Origin of the sequence: Reyranella sp., from assembly GCF_965279625.1 — a bacterium.
In the GTDB taxonomy this organism is placed as follows: Bacteria; Pseudomonadota; Alphaproteobacteria; order Reyranellales; family Reyranellaceae; genus Reyranella.
Genome location: NZ_OZ257251.1, coordinates 2,337,028 through 2,358,560 on the forward strand (window position 1 = coordinate 2,337,028; position 21,533 = coordinate 2,358,560).

The following is a 21,533-nucleotide window of genomic DNA, read 5'->3' on the forward strand; positions in this document are numbered from 1 at the left end:
CATCTCGACCGGAGCGCGCAGCGCGGAGCGGAGATCTCTCTCCACGACTTGCCGGCTTTTGGCAGAGCGAAGGTCTCTCCGCTCCGCACCTTCGGTGCTCCCGTTCGGGCGGTGTAACCCCCGCCCTGAGACGACGAATGTTTCTGGCTTCGGAGTTCTTACATCGCCACCAACGCCAGGTCCTGGAACCAGCTCTGGGCCTGGGTGTACGACTTGATCCGCGCCGACAGGGCGCGCGGTGTCCTGTCGTGATAGATCCAGATCATCACGGCATCGTCCACGGCCTTGGCGTGGATTTGCGCTGCCAGGGCATCCTGCTTGGCGGGGTCGAACGTGTTCTGCAGTTCGACCACCAGCCGGTCGACCTCGGGATTCTTGTAGCTGCTCCAGTTCACGCCGACCGGCGCCACCTGGTCCGAGGCGAAGAAGCGGTTCACCGCGTAGAAGGGATCGGATGTGACGTGGGTGACGTTGGTCGCGGTCACGTCCTTGTTCATCTCGGCCTTGGCGCCGCCCCGCCACCCCGTCATCAGCGCCTCGAGTTCGACGGGCTTGAAGTCGATGGCGATGAAACTCTCCTTCAGCATCTCCTGGATGGCTTCGTTGACCATCTGGTTGGTGCCGCCGGCCTGGATGGTGATCCTGGCCTTCATCGGATTGGCCTTGCCGTAGCCAGCCTCGGTCATCAGCTTGCGCGCCGCGTCCGGCGCGTACTTGATCTCGAAGGTGGGCTTGCCGAACCAGGGGCTCGTCCGGTCGACCTCGCCATAGGCAGGCTGCACCAGCCCGTTGAGCAGCTTGACGATCGCGTCGCGGTCGATCGCGAGATTGGCGGCCTTGCGCACCCTGATGTCGGTCCAGGGCGAGCCCTCGACCAGCGAAGGGTGATAGTTGAAGACATGCGGCGTGACGTTGGTGCTGATGCGCGCCCCGCTCTGCTTCAGGCGATCGATGATGTCGGGCCCCGGCGCATCGATCATGTCGAAGGCGCCTGAGATCAGTGCGGCACTGCGACCGGAATCCTCGGGCGCGCAGATCAGGACGATGCGATCGACCTTGGGCATGCGCTTGGGGTTCCAGTACTCCTCGTTCTTCACCAGTTCGGCCCGCTCGCGCGGCACCAGCCGGGCGAGCCTGAACGGACCGGTACCCGCGGGCGCGGAGGCAAACTTGTTCCAGTCCCGGCCGACCTTCTCCCACTGCGCCGGGCTCGAGACCAGGAACCACAGCAACTGATAGGGGAAGAGCGAGTCGACGGACTTGGTCTTGATCTCGACTTCCATTGGAGCGGTCTTGCGATAGCTGACCATGCTTGGCAGGCGCGGCCGCACCTGGGCGGCCTGGCGCTGGTCGAACTGCGCGGCATCCTTGTTGAAGATCTTCTCGAAGTTCCAGATCACCGCATCGGCGTCGAAGGCCGATCCGTCATGGAATTTCACGCCGTCGCGCAGCTTGAAGGTCCACAACGTCTTGTCCGCGTCGCCGACCTTCCACTCGGTCGCGAGTCCCGGGATCATCTTGCCCGGCCGGTCCGACACGTCGAGTTCCCAGGCAATCAACGGATCGTAGAGGGTGAGGCCGGTATATTGATAGGCATTGGCGCCGCGATCCGGCTGGCCCGTCGTCAGCGGAATGTCGGTCATCGGGATGCCGTAGCGAACGATCTTTTCCTGCGCCCAGGCGCCCCCAGGCAGGGAAAGCGCTGTCGTTCCAGCCAACAACGAACGGCGCGAGAGCTTCATGGTCGCCTCCAGACGGGGAAATGCCTGCCATGGGCATGCGACTCCCGTGCCAGAGTGGGCAGCACCGCCCCGCGGATCACCTCCGCTTCAGGTCCGCCAGCAGCCGATTGACGAACTTGGGCGAATAACCAACCAGGGCCGTAAGGTCGGCCAGCTCGGTTTCGAGCCGACCCAGCGCCTGGGCGAAGGATCCGCCCTTGGCCAGCGCCTGCTCGACCAGAGCATGCGCCTCCCGCTTCCCCATCTTCCGGGCCAGCAGAAACGTCGCGCGCTCGGCCAGCACGGCGGCCTCGGCGGCGTCCATATTGTCCTGCAGCGCCGCTGTATCGATGGTGAGACCCGACGCGACCTCTGCCATCACCTCGACGGCCGATCCCAATGTTTCAACGAGCGCCGCGAGCGTCGGCCATTCGGCCTGCCAGCCGCCGAGTGCACGCTCGTGTTCCTGAGGCATGGCCGACACGATGGTTGCCGCCAGCATCGGCGCCCGCGTCGCGGCCGACAGCACGAGGGCCGCGCCGACCGGATTGCGCTTGTGCGGCATGGTCGAAGAGCTGCCGCGCCCCGGCCCCGACGGCTCGGAGGCCTCACCGACTTCGAACTGCATCATCAGCGCAATGTCGCGCGAGGCCTTGGCGAGCGCCCCGACGACCAGCGCGCAATCCTGCGCGAAGGCCGCGACCCGGACCCGTTGCGTGAACCACGGTCCCGGCGGCAGTGCGAGCTTCAACTGCTTCGCCAGCACCTTCATCACCTGTTCGGCTTCCGGACCCAGCGCCGTCAGGCTTCCCGAGGCGCCGCCGAACTGCACGATTTGCGTTTCGCCGAAACTCTCCGTGAGCCGCCGCCTGGCGCGGTCGATGTCGGAAGCCCAGCCCGCGATCTTCTGCCCGAGCGCGAGCGGCGTGGCCGGCTGCAACAGGGTGCGGCCCAGCATGGGCGTTGCACGATGCTTCCTTGCCTGGCGCGCCAAGGCAGAGACGATGCCGTCGAGCGCCTTCAGGAGCGGCGGCACCGCCTCGCCGAGTTGCAGCACCATCGCGGTGTCGAGGACATCTTGGCTGGTCGCGCCCCAATGGACATAGTCCGCGGCGCTGGCGTCGCGCCGGGCGACTTCCTGGGTCAGCGCCTTCACCAGTGGCACCGTCAGCGTCGCCGTCCGGCGCGCCGCCTCGCCGAGCGGTGCCGGATCGTAGAGCGAGGCATCGCACGCCGTCACGATCACGGAGGCCGCGCGCTTGGGGATCAGACCGGCGGCCGCCGTTGCCACGGCAAGCGCGGCTTCGAAGCGAAGCATGTGGCGCAAGGTGGCTGTGTCGGAAAAGGCTTCGGCCGTCGCAAACGACGAACCCAAGGCAGTGACGAGACGGCCGGCCATGCGGTCAGCAGTCGAAGAAGACGGTTTCGTGGGCGCCGCCCAGATAAAGAGGCAGCCGCCAGACGCCTGCCTCATCACGTGTGGCAATCAGGGTGGCGCGCCGCGCGGGATCGACGAGCTTCAGCACAGGATCCTCGGCCAGCGCCGGATCGCCCTCGAAGTAGAGCCGGGTCGCGAGGCGATTGAGGACACCGCGCGCAAACACGGAGATGTTGATGTGCGCCGCCTGCAGTCCGCCCGCCGGCCACGGCACGCGACCGGGCTTCACCGTGCCGAAGCGCGCGCAGCCCGTCGTGTCGGTCGACGCCCGGCCGAAGCCTTCGAAGCCGACATCGAGCGGCAGATTGCGGCGATCCTCAGGGTGGTTGTAGCGGCCGTGGCTGTTGGCCTGCCAGATCTCGAGCAGGCCGTCCGGCACGATCGCGCCCTCAGCGTCGTGCAAGGTGAGCGCGATCTCGATCTTCTCGCCCGCGACGCCGGGCACCGCCAGGTCCTGGCGATAGGCGTTCGTGACGGTGCCGAAATAGAACGGGCCGATCGTCTGCGACGGCGTCAGCGCGCGGCTCATGGGTTCTCCATCGGCGTGGCGTCGCGGCCGCGCAGCACGATGTCGAAGCGATATCCCAGCGCCCAGCCCGGCTGCGTCGCGTCCATGTCGAAGGCGGCCTGCAGCCGTTCCCGCGCGCCTTCCGGCACCGAGTTGTAAATCGGGTCGAAGGCCAGAAGCGGATCGTCCTGGAAATACATCTGCGTGATCAGGCGCGTGGCGAAGGCGGGCCCGAACAGCGAGAAATGGATATGCGCCGGCCGCCAGGCATTGTGGTGGTTGCCCCACGGATAGGCGCCGGGCTTGATGGTGATGAACCTGTAGTTGCCGTCGGCATCGGCGCGGGCGCGGCCGCCACCGTAGAAATTCGGATCGAGCGGCGCATCGTGCTGGTCGCCGGGATGGTGGTAGCGACCGGCCGCGTTGCACTGCCAGATCTCGACCACCGCCTCAGGGACTGGCCGGCCGTCCTCGTCGAGGACGCGACCGTGCACGATGATGCGTTCGCCGAGCGGCGCGCCCATGCGCTTACGGGTGAGATCGTTCTCGCCGGCATCGAGCCGCTCCTCGCGCAGCAGCGGCCCTGTGATCTCCGACAGCGTGTGCGGCAGCACGATCGCCGGCTTCGAGGGCGATCGGCTGACCGTCGACTTGTAGGCCGGCGAGAGATTGGGCGGGTGATGCCCCGCGGCAGGACGACGGTAGGTTTCCTCTTTCATGCTGCCGAGCTTAGCCCCGGCTCAGGCCGCGCGCACCTCCAACCCCTGCGGCGTGGCGCGATAGCCCGTGAGGGTCCGCTCGGCATAGCCCAGCCGCCAGTCCAGCATCTTGCGGGCATAGTCGGCGACCGTGGCCGCATAGGCCGGATCGGTGGCGCAGTTGACGAACTGGCCGGGATCCTTTTCGAGGTCGAACAGGAGCGGCGGCAGGGCCGCGAAGTGCACGTACTTGAATTTTTCGTCCTGCACGACGGCCAGCGAGCATTTGTCCATCGGCACACCCAGCGCCGATTCAGGCTTGGTGTAATGGAGGTCGCGGAAGTCGAACTCGTAGTGGACCTCGGTGCGCCAGTCGGCCGGCACCGTGCCTTCGCAGAAGGGAAGCAGCGAGCGGCCGTCGCACTGGCGCGGCACCGGCAGCCCCATCCAGTCGAGGAGGGTCGGCATGGTGTCGATCGTCTCGGTGAAGCGATCGACGATCGTGCCCCGGGTACCGTTCGCCTCGGCCCGCGGATCGCGGATGACCATCGGGATGCGATAGGATTCGTCGAAGTAGCCGATCTTGCCCAGCAGGTGATGATCGCCGCCCTGCTCGCCATGGTCGCAGGTAAAGACGATCAGCGTGTCGTCCCACTGTCCCGTGTCCTTCAGATAGTCGAAGACGCGGCCCAGATGATCGTCGATCTCGCTCATCAGGCCGCAATAGGTGGCGCGCATCTGCGCCACTTCGGCCTCGGTCATGTCCGAACCGAGCGCCTGCCCGTCCTGGAAGAAGCTCGCCTGCTTGATGTTGCGCACATAGTAGTCGAGCAGCGCGTTCTGCTTGCCCTCTTCCGCCGCGGACGCCGCGCGCACCGGCTTCGGCATGTCCTCGGGGCGATACATGGAATTGTAGGGCTCGGGCGCGATGAACGGCGGATGCGGCCGGTAGTAGCCGAGATGCAGGAACCACGGCTTGCCGCCGCGCCCCCGCAGATAGTCAAGGCCACGCTCGGTGAACCAGGCGGTGTCGGACAGTTCCTTCGGAATGACAGCCGGCCGCCCCGTCGCGCCGGCGCCCGCCTCTCCTTGCGGCAGCCAGATCTCCTCGCGGGTCTTCGGCAGTTCGAAGCCCTGGCTGGCAATCCAGCCGAAATAGGCGTCACGGTTCTCGAAGGCGCCGACCGAATGGAAGCCCTCCATGATGTCGCCCAGCACGAAGAAGCGCGGATCGTTGGGCGCGGTCTGGCGCGGATCGGGCGTCGTCGTCGTATAGCCCACGAGCGCGGGATCGTAGCCGCCGCGCCGCAGCTCGTGCGCCAGGTTGGTGAAGCGCGAGGACAGCGGAATCGTGTTCTGCACCGCGCGATGGTTCATCATGTACTGGCCCGTGAGCAGGCTGGCGCGCGCCGGGCCGCAGGGCACGGCCTGGGTGAAATGGTTGCGGAACGTCACGCCCTCGGCGCACAGCCGGTCGAGATTGGGCAGCTTCAGGTAGTCCGCGCCCAGCTTGGGCAGCATCAGCCCGCGCCACTGGTCGACGACGATCAACAGGACATTCTTGGACGCAGGCATGTTCATTCACCGAGGTTGGACGGCGGCGGGATTGCGATAGAGTGCCGCCAAATCGATGGAGGAGACAACACGTGGCGCGTTTCAAGATCGTGACGACGGGACCGGGAAAAACCGATCATTCGCTGGAAATGGAGACCCTTGGCCCCATCGGCGCGGAAATCGTCGAGGTTTCGGGCGACGAGGCCGAGCTCATCAAGGCGGTAGCCGATGCCGACGCCATCTACGGCAAGGGCCGCCCCCGGATCACCGCCAAGGTGATCGAGGCAGGCAAGAAGCTGAAGGTCGTGTCGCTGGGCAGCGTCGGTGTCGATTCGGTCGACGTGGACACGGCCACCCAGCTCGGCATCCCGGTCACCAACGTTCCCGACACCTTCATCGAGGAAGTGGCCGACCATGCCATGACACTGATCCTGGCAAGCTGGCGGCGCCTGGTGGTGCAGGACCAGATGGTGCGCAAGGGCGAGTGGGCCAAGGGCCGGCCGCACCTCTACCAGTTCCCGCGCCTGATGGGCATGACCCTGGGCTTCATCTCGTTCGGCCACGTCGCCCGCGCCGTCGCCAAGCGCGCCGCGCCGTTCGGCTTCCAGATGCTGGCCTATGATCCCTATATCGAGGAACTGGTGATGTCCGACTACGGTGTCCAGCCGGTCGGCTATGACGAGCTGCTGCAGCGATCCGACATCGTCAGCATGCACGCGCCCGGCACCAAGGACGCCCATCACCTGATGAAGGAACAGCACTTCCGCCAGATGAAGAAGACGGCGCTGTTCGTGAACACCGGCCGCGGCTCGACGGTCGACGAGCCGGCCATGATCAAGGCGCTGCAGGAAGGCTGGATCGCCGGCGCCGGCCTCGACGTGCTGGAGACCGAGCCGGTCGGCCACAACAACCCCCTGCTCGGCATGGACAACGTCATCCTGACCGCCCACGTCGCCTCGGCCTCGAGCCGCTTCGATCCCGCACGCAAGCGTCGCGTCGGCGCCGAACTCGCCCTGGTGCTGGGCGGCAGGTGGCCGCGCGCCTGCGTCAATCCGATGGTGCTGGAGAAATCCAAGCTGCAGCGCTGGCAGCCCTTCTCGATGGAGCGCGGCCCCGGCAACTAGGCCGGCGCCCTATCCTCTGCGGCTCAGGACTTCTGTTGCTCAAGCCGGTCGCGCATCGCCCGGTCGCACTGCGCCAGGCTTTCGAACGGCCCGATGATGACATGGCCACCGTCATCCATCGCATACCATCCGGTCTGGGTGAGGTTGTAGTCGCCCAGATCCTCACTCGGGACATGGACGGCGATCAGATCCTTCGGCGTGCGCATTCACTGCACATGCGCCCGCCGAGGGGCCTTTTCAACCCCGGCGGGTCCAGCTCCCAAGATTGACCGCGTCGGGCGGCACCTCGCCCTTCACCAGCGCCTCGACCTGACGGACCGTGTCCATCGCCTGGCTCTCGCTGGCAGGCGGCGTCAGACCGCCGATATGCGGCGTCGCGATGACGTTGGGCAGGCGCGCCAGCTCGGGCGACGGCATCTGGTCAGGTGCGCGTCCGACATCCATCGCCGCGCCGGCTATGCCTCCCGCGCGCAGAACCTCCGCGAGGGCCGCCTCGTCGACCAGGTTGCCGCGCGACATGTTGATGAAGAAGGCGTCCGGCTTCATGCGGGCGAAGGCTGCGGCATCCAGCAGGTTCTCGGTCTCTTCGTTGGCGATGGCGAGACAGATCACGTAGTCGGCCTTCGCCAGCAGGTCCTCCATCGGCAGCTTCACGTACCGGGGATCGTCGACCTGGGCATAGGGATCGGACACCAGCACGGTCATGCCGAGCTGAGCCAGCACCGGTGCCAGCGCGCGCGAGATGCGGCCGTAGCCGATGATGCCGACGGTCGATCCGCCCAGCTGCCGGCCGACCTTGATCTCCGGCTTGCGGCCTTCGTGATAGACCGTTGCCGCCCGCGTGATGCCTCGCGACAGATCAACCAGGAACCCGAGCGCGAGTTCGACCACCGACGGGACGAAGCCCGCTTCCGCATGGGTCACGAGCACGCCCGCCTTCGTGGCCGCCGCGACGTCGATATTGCGGATGTCGATGGCGCTGCGCATCACCACCCGAAGCCCCGGCAGGCTTTCGAACACGATCGCCGGTATCGCCGTCGCGCGATCGGCAACGATGAAGTCGACGCCGCGCGCCATCGCGATCACGTCCTGAGGATCGAGCGGCACCTCGCCCTCATGCAGCACGACCTCGACCAGCTCCTGCAGTCGCGTGAGGGCGCGGGTTCCATAGTATTGCCGCCGGGCGAGCGGGGCGTGGGTCAGGAGAAGCTTGTTCATGCCGCCGAGCTTACGCCGGCAGCGCGCCGAAAGAACGTAGCAGGCGGTCGTAACAGGCTTTCAGGAGTGCCAACGAGCAACATTGTTGCGCCAACGGTCGCCGCGACCCGGGATTCAGGGGGTGCGACATTCGTTGCAGTTGTTTCGTTTATTTCGTTTGTTTCGTTTATTCGCCCTGACCCCGACGTTTTCAACGGCCTGCTAGCTCTTCATCGGCGTCGCTTCGCCCAGCAGGGACACGTGGGCGGCGACGATGCGCCAACCCTCCGGGGTCCGCATCCAGGTGTGGCTCTGCCGGCCGGGCTTGCTCGCGCCGTGCCGCTGGAACTCGCAGTTGGCCGTGCCGAAGTCGCGGCCGTAGGTGACGATCCAGAGCTTCAGCAGGTCGCGGTTCGGCACGAACTGCGGATTGCGGCCCGAGCGGAAGGCGGCGATCTGGTCGTGCCCGTAGAGCTGCTCGCCGACGCCGTAGCGCAGCGTGTGCGGGCTCTTCCAGAAGAGTTCGTCCAGTACCTCGACGTCGTTGCTGTTGAGCGCCGCCTCGTAGCGATTGAACGCGGCCGTCACCTCGGCGACGACTTCCGGGATGTTGATCTCCATGACTACTCCTTACGCAGGCGGCGCGGCGGCGACGCCGAGCTTCTGCAGATGGGCGGCCACGCGCAACGCGGCCTGTTCGTTGTAGGGCTTGGCGATGAGCTGCACGCCGATCGGGAGACCACCCGGCCGCTGCAAGGGCGCCACGGCGACCGGCAGGCCGATGAAGGAGATCGGCTGGGTGTAGATGCCGAGATTGGCGCGCACCGCCAGCTCGACGCCGTCCAGCTTCATCATGGTCTGGCCGAGCTTCGGCGCCGTGCACGGCGTGGCGGGGGCCAGGATCACGTCGACCTGTTCGAACAGCTTCAGCACGTGGGCACGATACTGGCGGCGGAAGCGCTGGGCTTTCACGTACCAGGCACCGGGCAAGAGCGCGCCCGCCATGAAGCGCTCACGCGTGTCCGGATCGAAATCCTGCGGCCGCGTGCGCAGCCGCGGCAGATGGAGCTGCGCGCCTTCGATCGCGGTGATGACATAGGCCGCCGCGCGCGCCGCCGCCGCCTGGGGCAGCACGACGGTCTTCGTGGCGCCCAACGCCTTGGCAACGGTCGCCACGGCCTCGAACGCCTCGGGCTCGCCGCCCTTGGCAAAATAGTCGCCGGCAATGGCGATGCGCAGCCCGTCGATGCCTTCGATCAGGCGCGGCAGGGTCGGATCGGTTGGCCGGTCGGTGCAGACCGGATCGTCCGAATCCCAGCCCTGCATGGCATCGAAGGACAGCGCCAGATCCTCGGGCGAGCGGGCGATCGGACCGAGATGGTCGAAGGAATCCACGAAGGGGAAGGACCCGGCGCGGCTCAGCCTTCCATAGGTCGGCTTCAGCCCGAACAGGCCGCAGAGCGAGGACGGAACCCGGATCGAGCCGTTGGTATCGGAGCCCAGCGCCAGGGGGACTTCCCCGGCCGCCACTGCCGCGCCCGAGCCGCCGGAAGATCCTCCCGACATGCGCGTAGGATCGTGTGGATTGCGCGAAGGCCCGTAGTGGGCGTTCTCGCCGGTGAAGTCATAGGCGTATTCGCCCATGTTGAGGCCGCCGACCAGGATCGCGCCAGCCGCTTCGAGCCGGCGCACCAGCGCCCCGTCGCGTTCGGCCTTCGGGCCATCGACGTTGATCTTCGAGCCCGCGCGCGTCGGCAGACCCGCGATGTCGAACAGGTTCTTTACCGCGAAGGGCACGCCCAGCAGCGGCCCGCGATGCAGGCCGGCGTCGATCTCCGCCGCACGCTGGCGGGCGCGCGTGGCAACCACGTCGGTGAAAGCGTTGATCGTGGGCTCCGCCGCCTCGATGCGCTTCAGGGTGGCGTCGATCACGGCAGCGGCCTTGACCTTGCCGCTCATAACGGCGCCCGCGATCTCCGTCGCGGTCGCGGCCTTCGACAGGGGATCGCTCATGGCCGGAAAACCGGAGCCGACATCAGATCGTCCTCGAGTTCCAGCTCGAGCAGCGGTCGCGCGATCATCAGCGAACGCTCGATGTTCAGGATCACGTTGGGGAGATACTCGGGCGCGATCGTGAGGCCTGCGGTCTTCGCGCCCTCCTCGACCATGCGCGTCACGTCACGCTTCTCTTCGGCCATGCGCTTCCTTCTTTCATTCAACCGGGATGACGGTCTTCAGAGGACATGGAGATCGCGGCGCATGAGCCGGTAGCTCGCGCCCAGTTCCTGTCCAAGTTGCCGAAGAACCCGCAGGATTGCCAGCCCGGCCGCCGTTTCAGCCAAGCGACGCTTCATGGCACCCCCTCGCCTCCGTGTTTCCCGCTTGGCCATGAAGGCAAGGAACGTGCCAATGCCTGCGCGCATCTGGAGGCTGCATTCAACGCATTGCTTGTCTAAAACCCTCGTATGACAGCTTTTCTCGACCTCGGGGTTCACGCGCTGCTCGGCGCCTATCGCGCCGGCTCGCTCGACGTGCGTCAGACCATCGACGAGGTGCTGAAGCGCATTGCAAACGCGGGCGACGACAAGGTCTGGATCTCGCGTGCCTGCGATGACGAGCTGCGCGCGCAGGCGGCCGCGCTCGACGCGCGACGCGACGAGTTGGACCGACTGCCGCTCTATGGCGTGCCGTTCGCGGTAAAGGACAATCTCGACGTCGCCGGCATGGTGACGACCGCGGCCTGTCCCGGCTTCGCCTACGAGGCCGAGGCTTCGGCCGAAGTCGTGCGGCGGCTGGTTGCCGCCGGCGCCATCGTGATCGGCAAGACCAACCTCGACCAGTTCGCCACCGGCCTGGTGGGCGTTCGGTCGCCCTATGGCGTGCCGCGCAATCCATTCGATGCCTCGTACGTACCCGGCGGATCGAGTTCGGGATCGGCCGTCGCCGTCTCGTCGGGCCTCGTCAGCTTCTCGCTGGGGACCGACACCGCGGGATCGGGCCGCGTACCGGCTGGCTTCAACAACATCGTGGGCCTCAAGCCGACGCCCGGCCTGCTCAGCAACGAAGGCATGGTGCCGGCCTGCCGCTCGCTCGACTGCACTTCGGTGTTCGCTTTGTCCTGCGCCGATGCCGATGCGGTGCTCGCCGTCGCCACCGAGCCGCACGCGACACCTTCCATCGGCCGAACCTTCCGCTTCGGCATCCTCGGCACCAAGGACGCCGAGTTCTTCGGCGACGCCGCCTATGCCGCGCTCTATGCCCAGTCGATCGAGCGGCTGAAGGGACTGGGCGGCACACCGGTGGAGATCGACTACACCGCGTTCCGCGACGCTGCCCAGCTTCTCTACAACGGTCCCTGGGTCGCCGAGCGCACCGCGGCGGTCGGCGCGTTCATGGAGGGCGCCGACGACACGGCCGGCGTCTGGCCTACGACGAGGCAGATCGTGCTGAGCGGTCTCGAGTACAGCGCCGTCGATGCATTCGAGGGTCAGTACCGGCTCGCCGAACTCAAGGCCCGCGCCTTTTCTGAGATGAAGGGGCTCGAATTTCTGGCCGTGCCGACGGCCGGCACGATCTACAAGCTGGCCGATCTTGAACGCGAGCCGGTGCTCTACAACTCGCATCTCGGCCACTACACCAACTTCGTGAACTTCTTCGGCCTCTCGGCGCTCGCCGTGCCGGCCGGCTTCCGGCCCGACGGCATGCCGTTCGGCATCACCCTGATCTCCAGCGCGAATGCCGAGCGCGCCTTGCTGGCCTTCGGCGCCCGCTGGCAACGCGCGGTGCCCCTGCCGCTCGGCAAGACGATGAGCCGCCTGCCGCAGCCGGAGAACGATCCCGTCGTTGTGGAAGATCGCGTGCCGATCGCCGTGGTCGGCGCACATATGAGCGGCCTCCCCCTGAACGGCCAGCTTCTGGAGTTGGGCGGCCGTCTGCAGAGCGCCGGCAAGACCGCACCGGCCTATCGCTTCTACGCCCTGCCCGGAGGTCCCCCGCACCGGCCGGGCCTGGTGCGCGTGACCGAAGGCGGCAGCGCCATCGAGCTGGAGGTCTGGAGCCTGCCGGCCGACCGGATCGGCGACCTGCTGCGCCGCATCCCCGCCCCGCTCGGTCTCGGCACGGTGAGCCTGGCCGACGGCAGCGAGGTTCCCGGCTTCCTCTGCGAGGCGCATGCAACACAGGGCGCCAAGGACATCACCTCGCTGGGCGGCTGGCGGGCCTACGTCGCGACGTTGCTGTAGCGCGCCACCCTTCAACTGCGGGGCGCCGGTCTGCTAGGGTCCGCTCCTTCGAGGAGAGGGAACGAACCAATGAGTGGAAAAATCGCAGTCGTCACCGGCGCGGGCAGCGGCATCGGCCGCGCCTCGGCGCTCGCCCTGCTGAACAACGGCTACAAGGTAGCCCTGGCGGGCCGTCGCAAGGATGCGCTGGACGAGACGGCTTCGATGGCCGGCAACAATGCGCCCAACGCGCTCGCCGTGCCGACCGACGTCACCAAGCGCGACGACATCGTGGCGCTGTTCGCCCGGGTGAAGGCGACCTGGGGCCGGCTCGATCTGGTGTTCAACAATGCCGGCGGCGGCGCTCCGCCCGTGCCGCTGGAGGATCTGCCCTACGAGACCTGGCTCAGCGTTCTGGCGGCGAACCTGACCGGTCCGTTCCTGTGCACGCAGGAAGCCATCAAGATCATGAAGGACCAGACGCCGCGCGGCGGCCGCATCATCAACAACGGCTCGATCTCGGCGCACGCGCCGCGGCCCTTCTCGGTGGCCTACACCTCGACCAAGCACGCCATCACGGGCCTCACCAAGTCGACGTCGCTCGACGGCCGCGCCTATGACATCGCCTGCGGCCAGATCGACATCGGCAACGCCGTGTCGCCGATGACCGACCGCATGACCAAGGGCGTCCTGCAGCCCAACGGTACGACCATGGCCGAGCCACGCATGGACGTCTCCGCCGTGGCCAACGCCATCGTCTACATGGACAGCCTGCCGCTCGACGCCAACGTGCAGTTCATGACCGTGATGGCCACGAAGATGCCGTTTGTGGGAAGAGGTTAAGTCGCGAGGATTTTTCAACGGAGCGCGCCACTCCAGTGGCGCTCATGCACTTGAGCGCAACTGGAGTTGCGCGCTCCACTGAGAGGCGAGGGACTAGTACCCCTCGTCCTGCAGGTTGAGCAGCGGGAACGCGCTGTGCACGCCGGTCAGGTTGGTCGGCATGCTCCGGGCGATGTAGCTCTTGTCGAGCTGCGACAGCGAGGTGACGCCCAAAAGGCCCATCACCTCCTTCATCTCCTCTTCGAGCAGCTCGATCACGCGCTCGATGCCGGCGGCGCCGGCAGCGGCGAGGCCGTAGCAGTAGAGACGGCCGAGGCCGACCCAGTCGGCGCCCATGCAGATCGCCTTCACGATGTCGCTGCCGCGGCTGAAGCTGCCGTCGACGGCCACCTTGGCGCGACCGGCGACCGCCTCGACGATCTCGGGCAGCACCTCGGCCGAGCCGCGCCCATGGTCGAGCTGGCGGCCGCCGTGGTTGGAACAGTAGACCGCCCAGACGCCGTTCTGGCAGGCGAGCTCGGCATCCTCGCCGGTACCGATTCCCTTGAGCATGAACTTCACGTCGGGGAACTTGTCGCGGACGGCGATGAAGTTCTTCCAGGAGAAGGCCGCCTGATGATCCTGGCCGGTCGCCACGGCGCGCCAGGACTTCACGAAGCGCTTGGCGATGTCACGCTCGCGCCGGCTGTAGACCTGCGTGTCGACGGTGATGCAGAAGGCATCGTAGCCGGCGTCCATCGCCTCCTTCACCCGGTCCGCGACCCAGGCATCGTCGCCGCGCACATAGAGCTGGTAGATCTTGGGGCCCGCGCCACCCCTCACGATGTCCTGGAGGCTGAGCGTGGTCACCGAGCTGATCAGCATCCCGACATTGCCGGCGCCGGCGCCCTTGGCGACGGTGATGCCACCGCCGGGCTCGAAGGATTCCAGCGATCCGACGGGCGCCAGCATCACGGGCAGGCGGATCTTCTTGCCGAGGATTTCGGAGGACGGATCGATCTTCGAAACGTCGCGCAGCACGCGCGGCTTGAAGGCGATCGTGTCGAGGGCCAGCCTGTTGCGGCGCAACGTGGTTTCGGTTTCGGTGCCGCCGATCAAATAATCCCAGATATTGGGATTAAGCCGGATTTTCGCCGCTTTTACGATCTCGTGTAGTGTTACGAATTCGCTCTCCAGGCCGCTCGCCATCGTTCCCTCGAATCTTTCTATCTGGACGGTTTTCTTGCGCGTCTCCAACGTCACGTCAACGTGGCGTCCCGGGCGGCAGGCATTGACGATGACGCCTGCGGACGATTTTATCGATGCGAGGCATTCGCTCGGCGGAACATGCAGGATAGGCCTGCTTTCCGGGGGCAACCGGTGAAGGACTTGAGATGAAGAGACGCGTTCTGACGACAGCACTGGTGTTCGGTTGGATGGCGGGGTCCGCCTTCGCCGCCGATCCCGTGCCCGCGCTCAAGGAGACGCCGATGTTCGCCGACCAGGTGAAATCGGGCGCCCTGCCTCCGGTCGACAAACGCGTTCCCGAGCAGCCCTGGGTCGTGAAGTATTTCGCCGGCGGCGAGGGCCCGGGACAGCAGGGCGGCCAGCTCAACATGCTGGTGGCCAGCGCGCGCGATACGCGCCTGATGACGATCTTCAGCTACACCCGCCTCATCGTCTACGACGACAAGTTCAAGCTGAAGCCCGACATTCTCGAGAGCTACGAGGAGAAGGACGGCCGCGAATTCACGTTCAAGCTGCGCGCCGGACACAAATGGTCCGACGGCCAGCCCTTCACCACCGAGGATTTCCGCTTCTTCTGGGAAGACGTCGCCAACAACAAGGACCTCTCTTCAGGAGGCCCCAATGTCGAGCTTCTGGTCGACGGCAAGCCGCCCAAGGTCGAGATCATCGACCCGCTCACCATCAAGTACACATGGGACAAGCCCAACCCGTACTTCATCGAGAGCCAGGCGCGTGCCGCGCCGCTCTTCCTCTACCGCCCGGCCCACTACCTGAAGAAGTTCCATGCCAAGTACACGCCGGAGGCCGAGATCCTGAAGTCCGCCAGAGGCGGCCAGCAGAGCTGGGTGGCGATCTACCGGCGAAACGACGTGATGTACGCCAACGACAATGTCGATCTGCCGTCGCTTAATCCTTGGGTCAGCACCACCCCGTCGCCGGCCCAACGCTTCGTCTATATGCGCAACCCCTACTATCACCGCATCGACGAGAAGGGGCAGCAACTCCCCTATGTCGACCGGGTGATCTTCACGGTGGCAGCCGCCAACCTGGTGCCGGCCAAGGCCGGCCTCGGCGAGGCCGATCTGCAGCCGCGCTACCTCAACATGCGCGACTACACCTTCCTGCAGAAGAGTGCCCAGACGTCGGGCGTGAACGTGCGCCTGTGGGAGGCGGGCTCGGGTTCGCAGCTCGCGCTCTATCCCAACCTCACCACCAACGACGAGGAGTGGCGCAAGCTGATGCGCGACGTGCGCTTCCGGCGGGCGCTCTCGCTGGCGATCGACCGCGAGGAGCTCAATCAGGTCGTCTATATCGGCCTGGCCAAGCCCTCCAACAACACGATCATGCCGCGCTCCGACCTGTTCAAGCCCGAGTATGCGACCAAGTGGGCGGACTACGATCCCAAGCTGGCCAACAAGCTGCTGGATGAGGTCGGTCTCACCAAGAAGGACAGCCAGGGCTTCCGCCTGCTGCCCGATGGCCGTCCGGCGACGATCGTCGTCGAGCATTCCAGCGAGGAGACCGAGGACAACGACGCGCTCGCGCTGATCGCCGACAACTGGAAGAAGATCGGCATCAAGATGCTGACCAAGCCTCAGACGCGCGACAATTTCCGGCTGCGCACCTTCTCGGGTGAAGCCGTCATGACGGCCTTCGCCGGCGCGGTGACGGCGGTGCCGACGGTCAACACCAGTCCCAAGGAGTTCGCGCCGACCATGCTGGGCGGCCTGCAATGGTCGCGCTGGGGCATGTTCGTGGAGTCCAAGGGCAAGCAGGGCGAGAAGTGCGATCTCGAATCGGCCTGCAAGCTCCTCGACTATGTGAAGGAATGGGAAACCGGCGCCACGCCGGAAGAACGGCGCAAGGCCTGGGACAAGATCCTCGCGTCCAATGCCGACGAGGTCTTCTCGATCGGCACGGTCAATGGCGTCCGCCAGCCGGTCGTGGTCGGTCCGAAGGTCCGCAACGTCCCGAAGGAAGGCTACTACGCCTGGGATCCGGGCGGTTACATCGGCCTCTACCAGCCGGACACGTTCTGGATCGCGCAGTAACGTCCTCAAGAAGACGAAAGGCCCCTCCTTCGAGGGGCCTTTTTCTTTGGTGTCTGTTATCTGAAGTTCACCAACAACCTCATGCTGAGGAGGCTGCGCAGCAGCCGTCTCGAAGCATGGGCGCGAGCACCATGTTTGTTGCCCATCCTTCGAGACGCCGCGCTATGCGCGGCTCCTCAGGATGAGGTCGGTCGGTACTTCTCGGTCGAAGAGCCTACAGCGAACAGCCGTCACCACGTGTCGATGTTCGGCCGCTTCTTGTGGCTGTGCGGCGGCCGCGGCTTTGCCTCGAGCAGCGCGGTCGCGATCCAGCGCCGCGAGTCGGCGGGATCGATCACCTCGTCGACCTCGAAATAGGTCGCGGTGCTCAGTGCCTTGCCGCGCGCGTAAGCGGCCGCGACCATCTTCTCGAACAGGGCGCGGCGCTCGGCCGGATCGCTCACCGCCTCGAGTTCCTTGCGAAAGCCGAGCTTCACGGCGCCTTCCAGCCCCATGCCGCCGAACTCGCCGGTCGGCCACGACAGGGCGAAGACCGGCGCATGGAAGGACCCGCCCGCCATCGCCTGCGCCCCCAGCCCGTAGGCCTTGCGCAGCACGATGGTGCCGAACGGCACGGTGAGGTTGGCGCCGGTCACGAACAGGCGTGAGCAGTGGCGGACCAGGGCGGTCCTCTCGATCTCGGGCCCGACCATCATGCCCGGCGTGTCGCACAGGAACAGGATCGGGATGTCGTAGGCATCGCAGAGCTGCAGGAAGCGCGCGGCCTTGTCCGAACCATCGCTGTCGATGGCGCCCGCCAGATGCACCGGGTTGTTGGCCACGATGCCGAGCGGCTTGCCCTCGATGCGTCCGAACGCCGTCACCATGCCGGGCCCGAAGGCGCGGCGTATTTCGAGCACCGAGTCCTCGTCGCACAGCGTGGCGATGACATCGCGCACGTCGTAGACGCGCAGCCTGTTCTCCGGGATGGCACGCCGCAGCAGGCGCTGGTCGGCCGCGCGCCATTCGGGCAGCGCGCCCTGGAAGTAGGAGAGATACTTTTTCGCGACGGCGATTGCTTCCGCCTCGTCCTCGACCGCGATGTCGACGACGCCGTTGGGCACCTGCACGTTCATCGGCCCGACTTCCTCGGGCGAGAAGACGCCGAGGTTGCCGCCCTCGATCATCGCGGGTCCGCCCATGCCTATCGTCGAGTTCTTCGTGGCGATCACGACGTCGCAGCAGCCCAGGATCGCGGCATTGCCGGCAAAGCAGCGACCCGAGTTGATGCCGACCAAAGGCGCCACGCCGCTCAGACGCCCAAAGATATGAAACGCCATGGTGTTGAGGCCGGCAACCGACTGCACGTCGATGTCGCCCGGCCGGCCGCCGCCGCCCTCGGTGAAGAAGACGAGCGGGATGCGCTGCTTCTCGACGATCTCGAACAGCCTGTCCTTCTTGTGGTGGTTGTTCTTGCCCTGCGTACCGGCGAGCACCGTGTAGTCGTAGTGGGCGACCGCGACCCGGCTGCGCTCCGGTCCGAACAGCGAACCGTTGACCCGGCCGATGCCGGTGATCAGCCCGTCGGCCGGCGTCTTCTCGATCAGGTCCTCGATCGTGCGGCGCGTGCGCTGGCTGGCGATCGCGAAGGCGCCGTATTCGACGAAGCTGTTGGGATCGACCAGATCGTCGAGATTCTCGCGCGCCGTCCGCTGGTTGGTCTTGCGCCGGCGCGCCACCGACTCCGGCCGCTTCTCGTCGAGCGTCAGGGCGCGACGTTCGAAATACTCCGCGAGGTCGGGACGGACATGATCGAGATCGATCCTCTCCTCGACCGCCGTGCCCTTCACCTCGACATCGGCCTCCTCGACGAACAGCAGCGAATGGCCTTCGTAGACCGTCTCGCCCGCCTCGACCGCGATGCGCCGCACATAGCCGCGCACCGGGCTGCGGATTTCGTGCTGCATCTTCATGGCATCCATGACCAGCAGCGCCTGGCCTGCCGCCACCGCATCGCCTTCCTTCACCGACAGGCTCACGATCGTGCCCTGCATCGGTGCGGGCACGGCGACCGTGCCGTCCGGCGCGTCGCTCTCGGGCGCACGCGACGCCGTCTCCGCCTTCGCCTTGCCAAAGGCCAGGACCGCCAGCGGATCGACGCTGTCGACCCGCGCGCCGGCCTGCCGTGGCGACGATGCGGGTGATGCCGGTGGCGTCGCGCCCTCGAAATAGAGGCCGCCGCTCAGCTTGCCGGCCGCTTCGATCAGAGCCGAGGCCTGCTCGTCGACGAAGCGCGTATGGACCTTGTCGGCGCGGAAATCGGGATGGGCGATCAGGGCGCGCAGGAAGGCGATGTTCGAAGGCGCGCCTTCGAGCCGGAACGCCGCCAGCGCCCGCTCGGCGCGCTGCAGCGCGCCATCGAAATCGGCCGCGTGCACGATCACCTTGGCGAGCAGCGAATCGAAGTTGGGATTGGTGCGATAGCCCGCATAGCCATAGGTGTCGACACGCACGCCCGGCCCCGAGGGCGGCTCGAACGCGGTGAGCGTCCCGCCCCCCGGCTTGGCCGAGCCGTCGGCCGTCATGGTCTCCATGTTCACCCGAAGCTGGATCGCATGGCCGCGCGGCATAGCCTGGCTGACGCCGGTCTCGTCGAGCGACGTGCCGCCCGCCAACCGCAACTGCGTCTTCACCAAGTCGACGCCCCACACTTCCTCGGTGACGGTGTGTTCGACCTGAAGGCGCGGATTGGCCTCGATGAAGCAGAAGAAGTCCGGGGCCGCATCGTCGACCAGGAATTCGAAGGTGCCGAGGCTGCGATAGTTCACCGCCTTCGCCATTGTGACCGCCGAGTCGACGATCTGCCGGCGCATCGCCTCGGCGAGGTTCGGACTGGGCGCAAGTTCGACGATCTTCTGGCTGCGGCGCTGGATCGTGCATTCGCGCTCGCCGAGCGAGGCGATGCCGCCCTTTCCATCACCCACGATCTGCACCTCGATGTGGCGCGCGCGGGCGATCAGACGCTCGGCATAGAGGGCGCCGTTGCCGAAGGCCGCCTGCGCTTCGGCCGAGGCGCGCGTGAAGGCCTCGTCGATCTCGCCTTCCTGCGTGACGATCCGCATACCGCGCCCGCCGCCGCCCGCGATCGCCTTGATGACGATACCGGCCTTGCGATGCTTGGCGAAGAAGGCCTTCACGCCGGCCGCGTCGACCGCACTGTCGGTGCCCGACAGGACCGGCGCGCCGTTCTTGCCGGCATGCGCCCGGGCGCGCGCCTTGTCGCCGAAAAGGTCGAGCTGCTCCGGCGTGGGACCGACAAAGACCAGCCCCGCCTCTGTGCAGGCCGTCGCGAAGGAAGCGTTCTCCGACAGGAACCCGTAGCCCGGATGCACCGCGTCGCAGCCCGCCTCCCTGGCGGCCGCAATGACACCGGCGATATCGAGATAGGCCGCTGCGCCACGCCCCTTGAGCGGCCGCACTTCGTCGACCCGCCGGACGTGCAGCGAGGTCGCGTCGTCCTCCGAATGGACACCTACGGTCGCGATGCCGAGTTCGGCGGCGGCCTGGGCGATGCGAATGGCGATCTCGCCGCGGTTGGCGATCAGGAGTTTCTTGAGCATGTCGGCGTGGGGTAGAACCCCCTCCATGTCGAAAAGGCTGCTCATTGTGGCGCACGCCCCGTCGGAGAACACCCTTTCCCTGCGTGACGCCGTGGAACGCGGCGCGCGCAGCGAAACGGGGATCGACGTCGTCGTGATCGCCCCGCTCGAGGCCGGCCCGGAAGACGTGCTGGCTGCCCAGGCGATGATCCTCGGCACGCCAGAGAACCTGGGCTACATGAGCGGCGCCCTGAAGGACTTCTTCGACCGCAGCTACAATGCCTGCCTGGAGAAGACGCAAGGCATGCCCTGCGCCCTCTACATTAGGGCCGGCAGCGACGGCACCGGCACGCGCCGCGGCGTCGAGACAATCCTGACCGGCCTGCGCTGGCGTTCCGTCCAGGAGCCGCTGCTGTGCAAGGGCCCCTGGCAACCCGCCTTCGTCGACCAGTGCGAGGAGCTGGGCGCCGCCATGGCGGCCGGCCTCGCCGCCGGCATCTTCTGAATTACCGGCCCCGAATCACTGCGCCGTGTAACCGCCGTCGACGACCAGGCCCGAGCCGGTCATGAAGCCCGCATCGTCCGATGCCAGGAACACGATACCCTTGGCGATATCCTCGGCGACACCCAGTCGGCCGATCGGATGCATCGTGAGCGAGGTCTTGCGCGTGGCTTCCGTGTCGTTGGTGCCGAGGGCGCGCGCCCGCATCGCGAAGGTCTGCTGGCCCATGTCGGTGTCGATGACGCCGGGATGGATCGAGTTCACGCGGATGCGATAGCCCTTGCGGCCGAACTCCAGCGCGGTCGACTTGGTGAATAGCGTGACGCCGCCCTTGGTCAGCGAATAGAGCGGATCGAGCTGCGAGCCGACCAGTCCCGCCACCGAGGCGAGATTGACGATCACCGATCCATGCACGCTCTTCGCTCCGCGTTCCTTGAGATGCGGAAGCGCGATCTTCGTACCCAGCACAACGCCTGTCAGGTTGACCGCGACGAGCTTGTGCCACTCGTCCATCGAGGCTTCCTCGACTCCCTTGCCGACGAAGATGCCGGCATTGTTCACGAGGATGTCGAGCCCGCCGAACTTCTTGAGCGTCGCATCGAGGGCGGCGGTCCAGCTCGCCTCCTCAGTCACGTCGAGCGGCACGAACAGTGCCTGGCCGCCCGCAGCCTCGATCTCCTTCACGGTCTGGCGGCCGCGCTCCTCGAGCACGTCGCCGATCGCGACCTTCGCGCCGACGCTCGCCATGAGTTTCGCCGCCTCGCCACCGATGCCGCGTGCGGCGCCGGACAGGAACGCTACTTTTCCATCGAGCCTGTTCATGTACGTCTTCCTCCTGATTGTTTTACCGACCATCTCAAAGCCGCTATGGT

19 protein-coding genes are annotated in these 21,533 nt (G+C 66.5%); 6 read left to right on the forward strand and 13 right to left on the reverse strand.

All coding sequences use genetic code 11. The features are described 5' to 3' along the window. Window positions 1–158: 158 nt before the first annotated feature. The 5 genes from ACQY78_RS11410 to pehA form a co-directional block, all read right to left on the reverse strand. Complete coding sequence (locus tag ACQY78_RS11410) at window positions 159–1,742, reverse strand: ABC transporter substrate-binding protein (RefSeq protein WP_428685672.1); 1,584 nt, start codon at window positions 1,740–1,742, stop codon at window positions 159–161. Window positions 1,743–1,818: 76 nt separating this feature from the next. Next, window positions 1,819–3,120, reverse strand: a complete 1,302-nt coding sequence (gene pcaB, locus ACQY78_RS11415) for a 3-carboxy-cis,cis-muconate cycloisomerase (RefSeq protein WP_428685674.1) — start codon at window positions 3,118–3,120, stop codon at window positions 1,819–1,821. 4 nt (window positions 3,121–3,124) lie between these two features. After that, window positions 3,125–3,688: a protocatechuate 3,4-dioxygenase subunit alpha gene (gene pcaG / locus ACQY78_RS11420; protein ID WP_428685676.1), complete on the reverse strand. Its 564-nt coding sequence runs from the start codon at window positions 3,686–3,688 to the stop codon at window positions 3,125–3,127. Beyond that, window positions 3,685–4,386: a protocatechuate 3,4-dioxygenase subunit beta gene (gene pcaH, locus ACQY78_RS11425; protein ID WP_428685678.1), complete on the reverse strand. Its 702-nt coding sequence runs from the start codon at window positions 4,384–4,386 to the stop codon at window positions 3,685–3,687. The genes pcaG and pcaH overlap by 4 nt, the downstream gene beginning before the upstream one ends. 21 nt (window positions 4,387–4,407) lie before the next feature. Continuing rightward, window positions 4,408–5,940 carry a phosphoric/sulfuric ester hydrolase PehA gene (gene pehA / locus ACQY78_RS11430; RefSeq protein WP_428685680.1) on the reverse strand — a complete coding sequence of 511 codons (1,533 nt, stop codon included), beginning with the start codon at window positions 5,938–5,940 and terminating at the stop codon, window positions 4,408–4,410. 71 nt (window positions 5,941–6,011) lie between these two features. Between pehA and ACQY78_RS11435 the strand changes: the two genes are divergently transcribed. Next, window positions 6,012–7,043 carry a C-terminal binding protein gene (locus ACQY78_RS11435; RefSeq protein ID WP_428685682.1) on the forward strand — a complete coding sequence of 344 codons (1,032 nt, stop codon included), beginning with the start codon at window positions 6,012–6,014 and terminating at the stop codon, window positions 7,041–7,043. Between the two features lie 23 nt (window positions 7,044–7,066). On the opposite strand, the gene ACQY78_RS11440 is transcribed toward ACQY78_RS11435, so the two are convergent. From ACQY78_RS11440 to ACQY78_RS11460, 5 genes are all read right to left on the reverse strand, one after another. Then, a complete protein-coding gene (locus ACQY78_RS11440) occupies window positions 7,067–7,249 on the reverse strand; it encodes a hypothetical protein (RefSeq protein WP_428685684.1) in 183 nt (60 codons plus the stop codon). Window positions 7,250–7,280: 31 nt separating this feature from the next. Next, window positions 7,281–8,261 carry an NAD(P)-dependent oxidoreductase gene (locus tag ACQY78_RS11445; RefSeq protein WP_428685686.1) on the reverse strand — a complete coding sequence of 327 codons (981 nt, stop codon included), beginning with the start codon at window positions 8,259–8,261 and terminating at the stop codon, window positions 7,281–7,283. Window positions 8,262–8,462: 201 nt separating this feature from the next. Continuing rightward, the gene (gene hpxZ, locus ACQY78_RS11450; RefSeq protein ID WP_428685688.1) at window positions 8,463–8,861 is read right to left on the reverse strand and encodes an oxalurate catabolism protein HpxZ; all 399 of its coding nucleotides are present in this window, start codon (window positions 8,859–8,861) and stop codon (window positions 8,463–8,465) included. A gap of 9 nt (window positions 8,862–8,870) precedes the next feature. Further along, on the reverse strand, window positions 8,871–10,253 hold the full coding sequence (locus tag ACQY78_RS11455) for an AtzE family amidohydrolase (RefSeq protein ID WP_428685690.1): 1,383 nt from the start codon (window positions 10,251–10,253) through the stop codon (window positions 8,871–8,873). Beyond that, complete coding sequence (locus ACQY78_RS11460; protein WP_428685692.1) at window positions 10,250–10,438, reverse strand: AtzG-like protein; 189 nt, start codon at window positions 10,436–10,438, stop codon at window positions 10,250–10,252. The genes ACQY78_RS11455 and ACQY78_RS11460 overlap by 4 nt, the downstream gene beginning before the upstream one ends. Window positions 10,439–10,483: 45 nt before the next feature. On the opposite strand from ACQY78_RS11460, the gene ACQY78_RS11465 reads away from it, so the two are divergent. The 3 genes from ACQY78_RS11465 (at window position 10,484) to ACQY78_RS11475 (ending at window position 13,303) form a co-directional block, all read left to right on the forward strand. After that, window positions 10,484–10,696 carry a hypothetical protein gene (locus tag ACQY78_RS11465; protein WP_428685694.1) on the forward strand — a complete coding sequence of 71 codons (213 nt, stop codon included), beginning with the start codon at window positions 10,484–10,486 and terminating at the stop codon, window positions 10,694–10,696. Window positions 10,697–10,705: 9 nt separating this feature from the next. Then, the gene (gene atzF, locus ACQY78_RS11470) at window positions 10,706–12,481 is read left to right on the forward strand and encodes an allophanate hydrolase (RefSeq protein WP_428685696.1); all 1,776 of its coding nucleotides are present in this window, start codon (window positions 10,706–10,708) and stop codon (window positions 12,479–12,481) included. 69 nt (window positions 12,482–12,550) lie between these two features. Then, window positions 12,551–13,303 carry an SDR family oxidoreductase gene (locus tag ACQY78_RS11475; protein ID WP_428685698.1) on the forward strand — a complete coding sequence of 251 codons (753 nt, stop codon included), beginning with the start codon at window positions 12,551–12,553 and terminating at the stop codon, window positions 13,301–13,303. 93 nt (window positions 13,304–13,396) lie between these two features. On the opposite strand, the gene ACQY78_RS11480 is transcribed toward ACQY78_RS11475, so the two are convergent. Next, window positions 13,397–14,491, reverse strand: coding sequence for an alpha-hydroxy acid oxidase (locus ACQY78_RS11480; protein WP_428685700.1), 1,095 nt, complete (start codon window positions 14,489–14,491; stop codon window positions 13,397–13,399). Window positions 14,492–14,676: 185 nt separating this feature from the next. Here ACQY78_RS11480 and ACQY78_RS11485 point away from each other — a divergent pair, with 185 nt between their 5' ends. Then, on the forward strand, window positions 14,677–16,581 hold the full coding sequence (locus ACQY78_RS11485; protein WP_428685702.1) for an ABC transporter substrate-binding protein: 1,905 nt from the start codon (window positions 14,677–14,679) through the stop codon (window positions 16,579–16,581). A 230-nt stretch (window positions 16,582–16,811) separates the two neighbouring features. Here the strand turns inward: ACQY78_RS11485 and ACQY78_RS11490 are convergent, their stop codons facing one another. Further along, window positions 16,812–20,180, reverse strand: a complete 3,369-nt coding sequence (locus ACQY78_RS11490) for a carboxyl transferase domain-containing protein (RefSeq protein WP_428685704.1) — start codon at window positions 20,178–20,180, stop codon at window positions 16,812–16,814. A gap of 25 nt (window positions 20,181–20,205) precedes the next feature. Here ACQY78_RS11490 and ACQY78_RS11495 point away from each other — a divergent pair, with 25 nt between their 5' ends. Further along, window positions 20,206–20,664: a flavodoxin family protein gene (locus ACQY78_RS11495; RefSeq protein WP_428685706.1), complete on the forward strand. Its 459-nt coding sequence runs from the start codon at window positions 20,206–20,208 to the stop codon at window positions 20,662–20,664. 15 nt (window positions 20,665–20,679) lie between these two features. On the opposite strand, the gene ACQY78_RS11500 is transcribed toward ACQY78_RS11495, so the two are convergent. Beyond that, entirely contained in the window at window positions 20,680–21,483 is an 804-nt protein-coding gene (locus ACQY78_RS11500; RefSeq protein WP_428685708.1) for an SDR family NAD(P)-dependent oxidoreductase, read from the reverse strand. Between the last annotated feature and the right edge of the window lie 50 nt (window positions 21,484–21,533).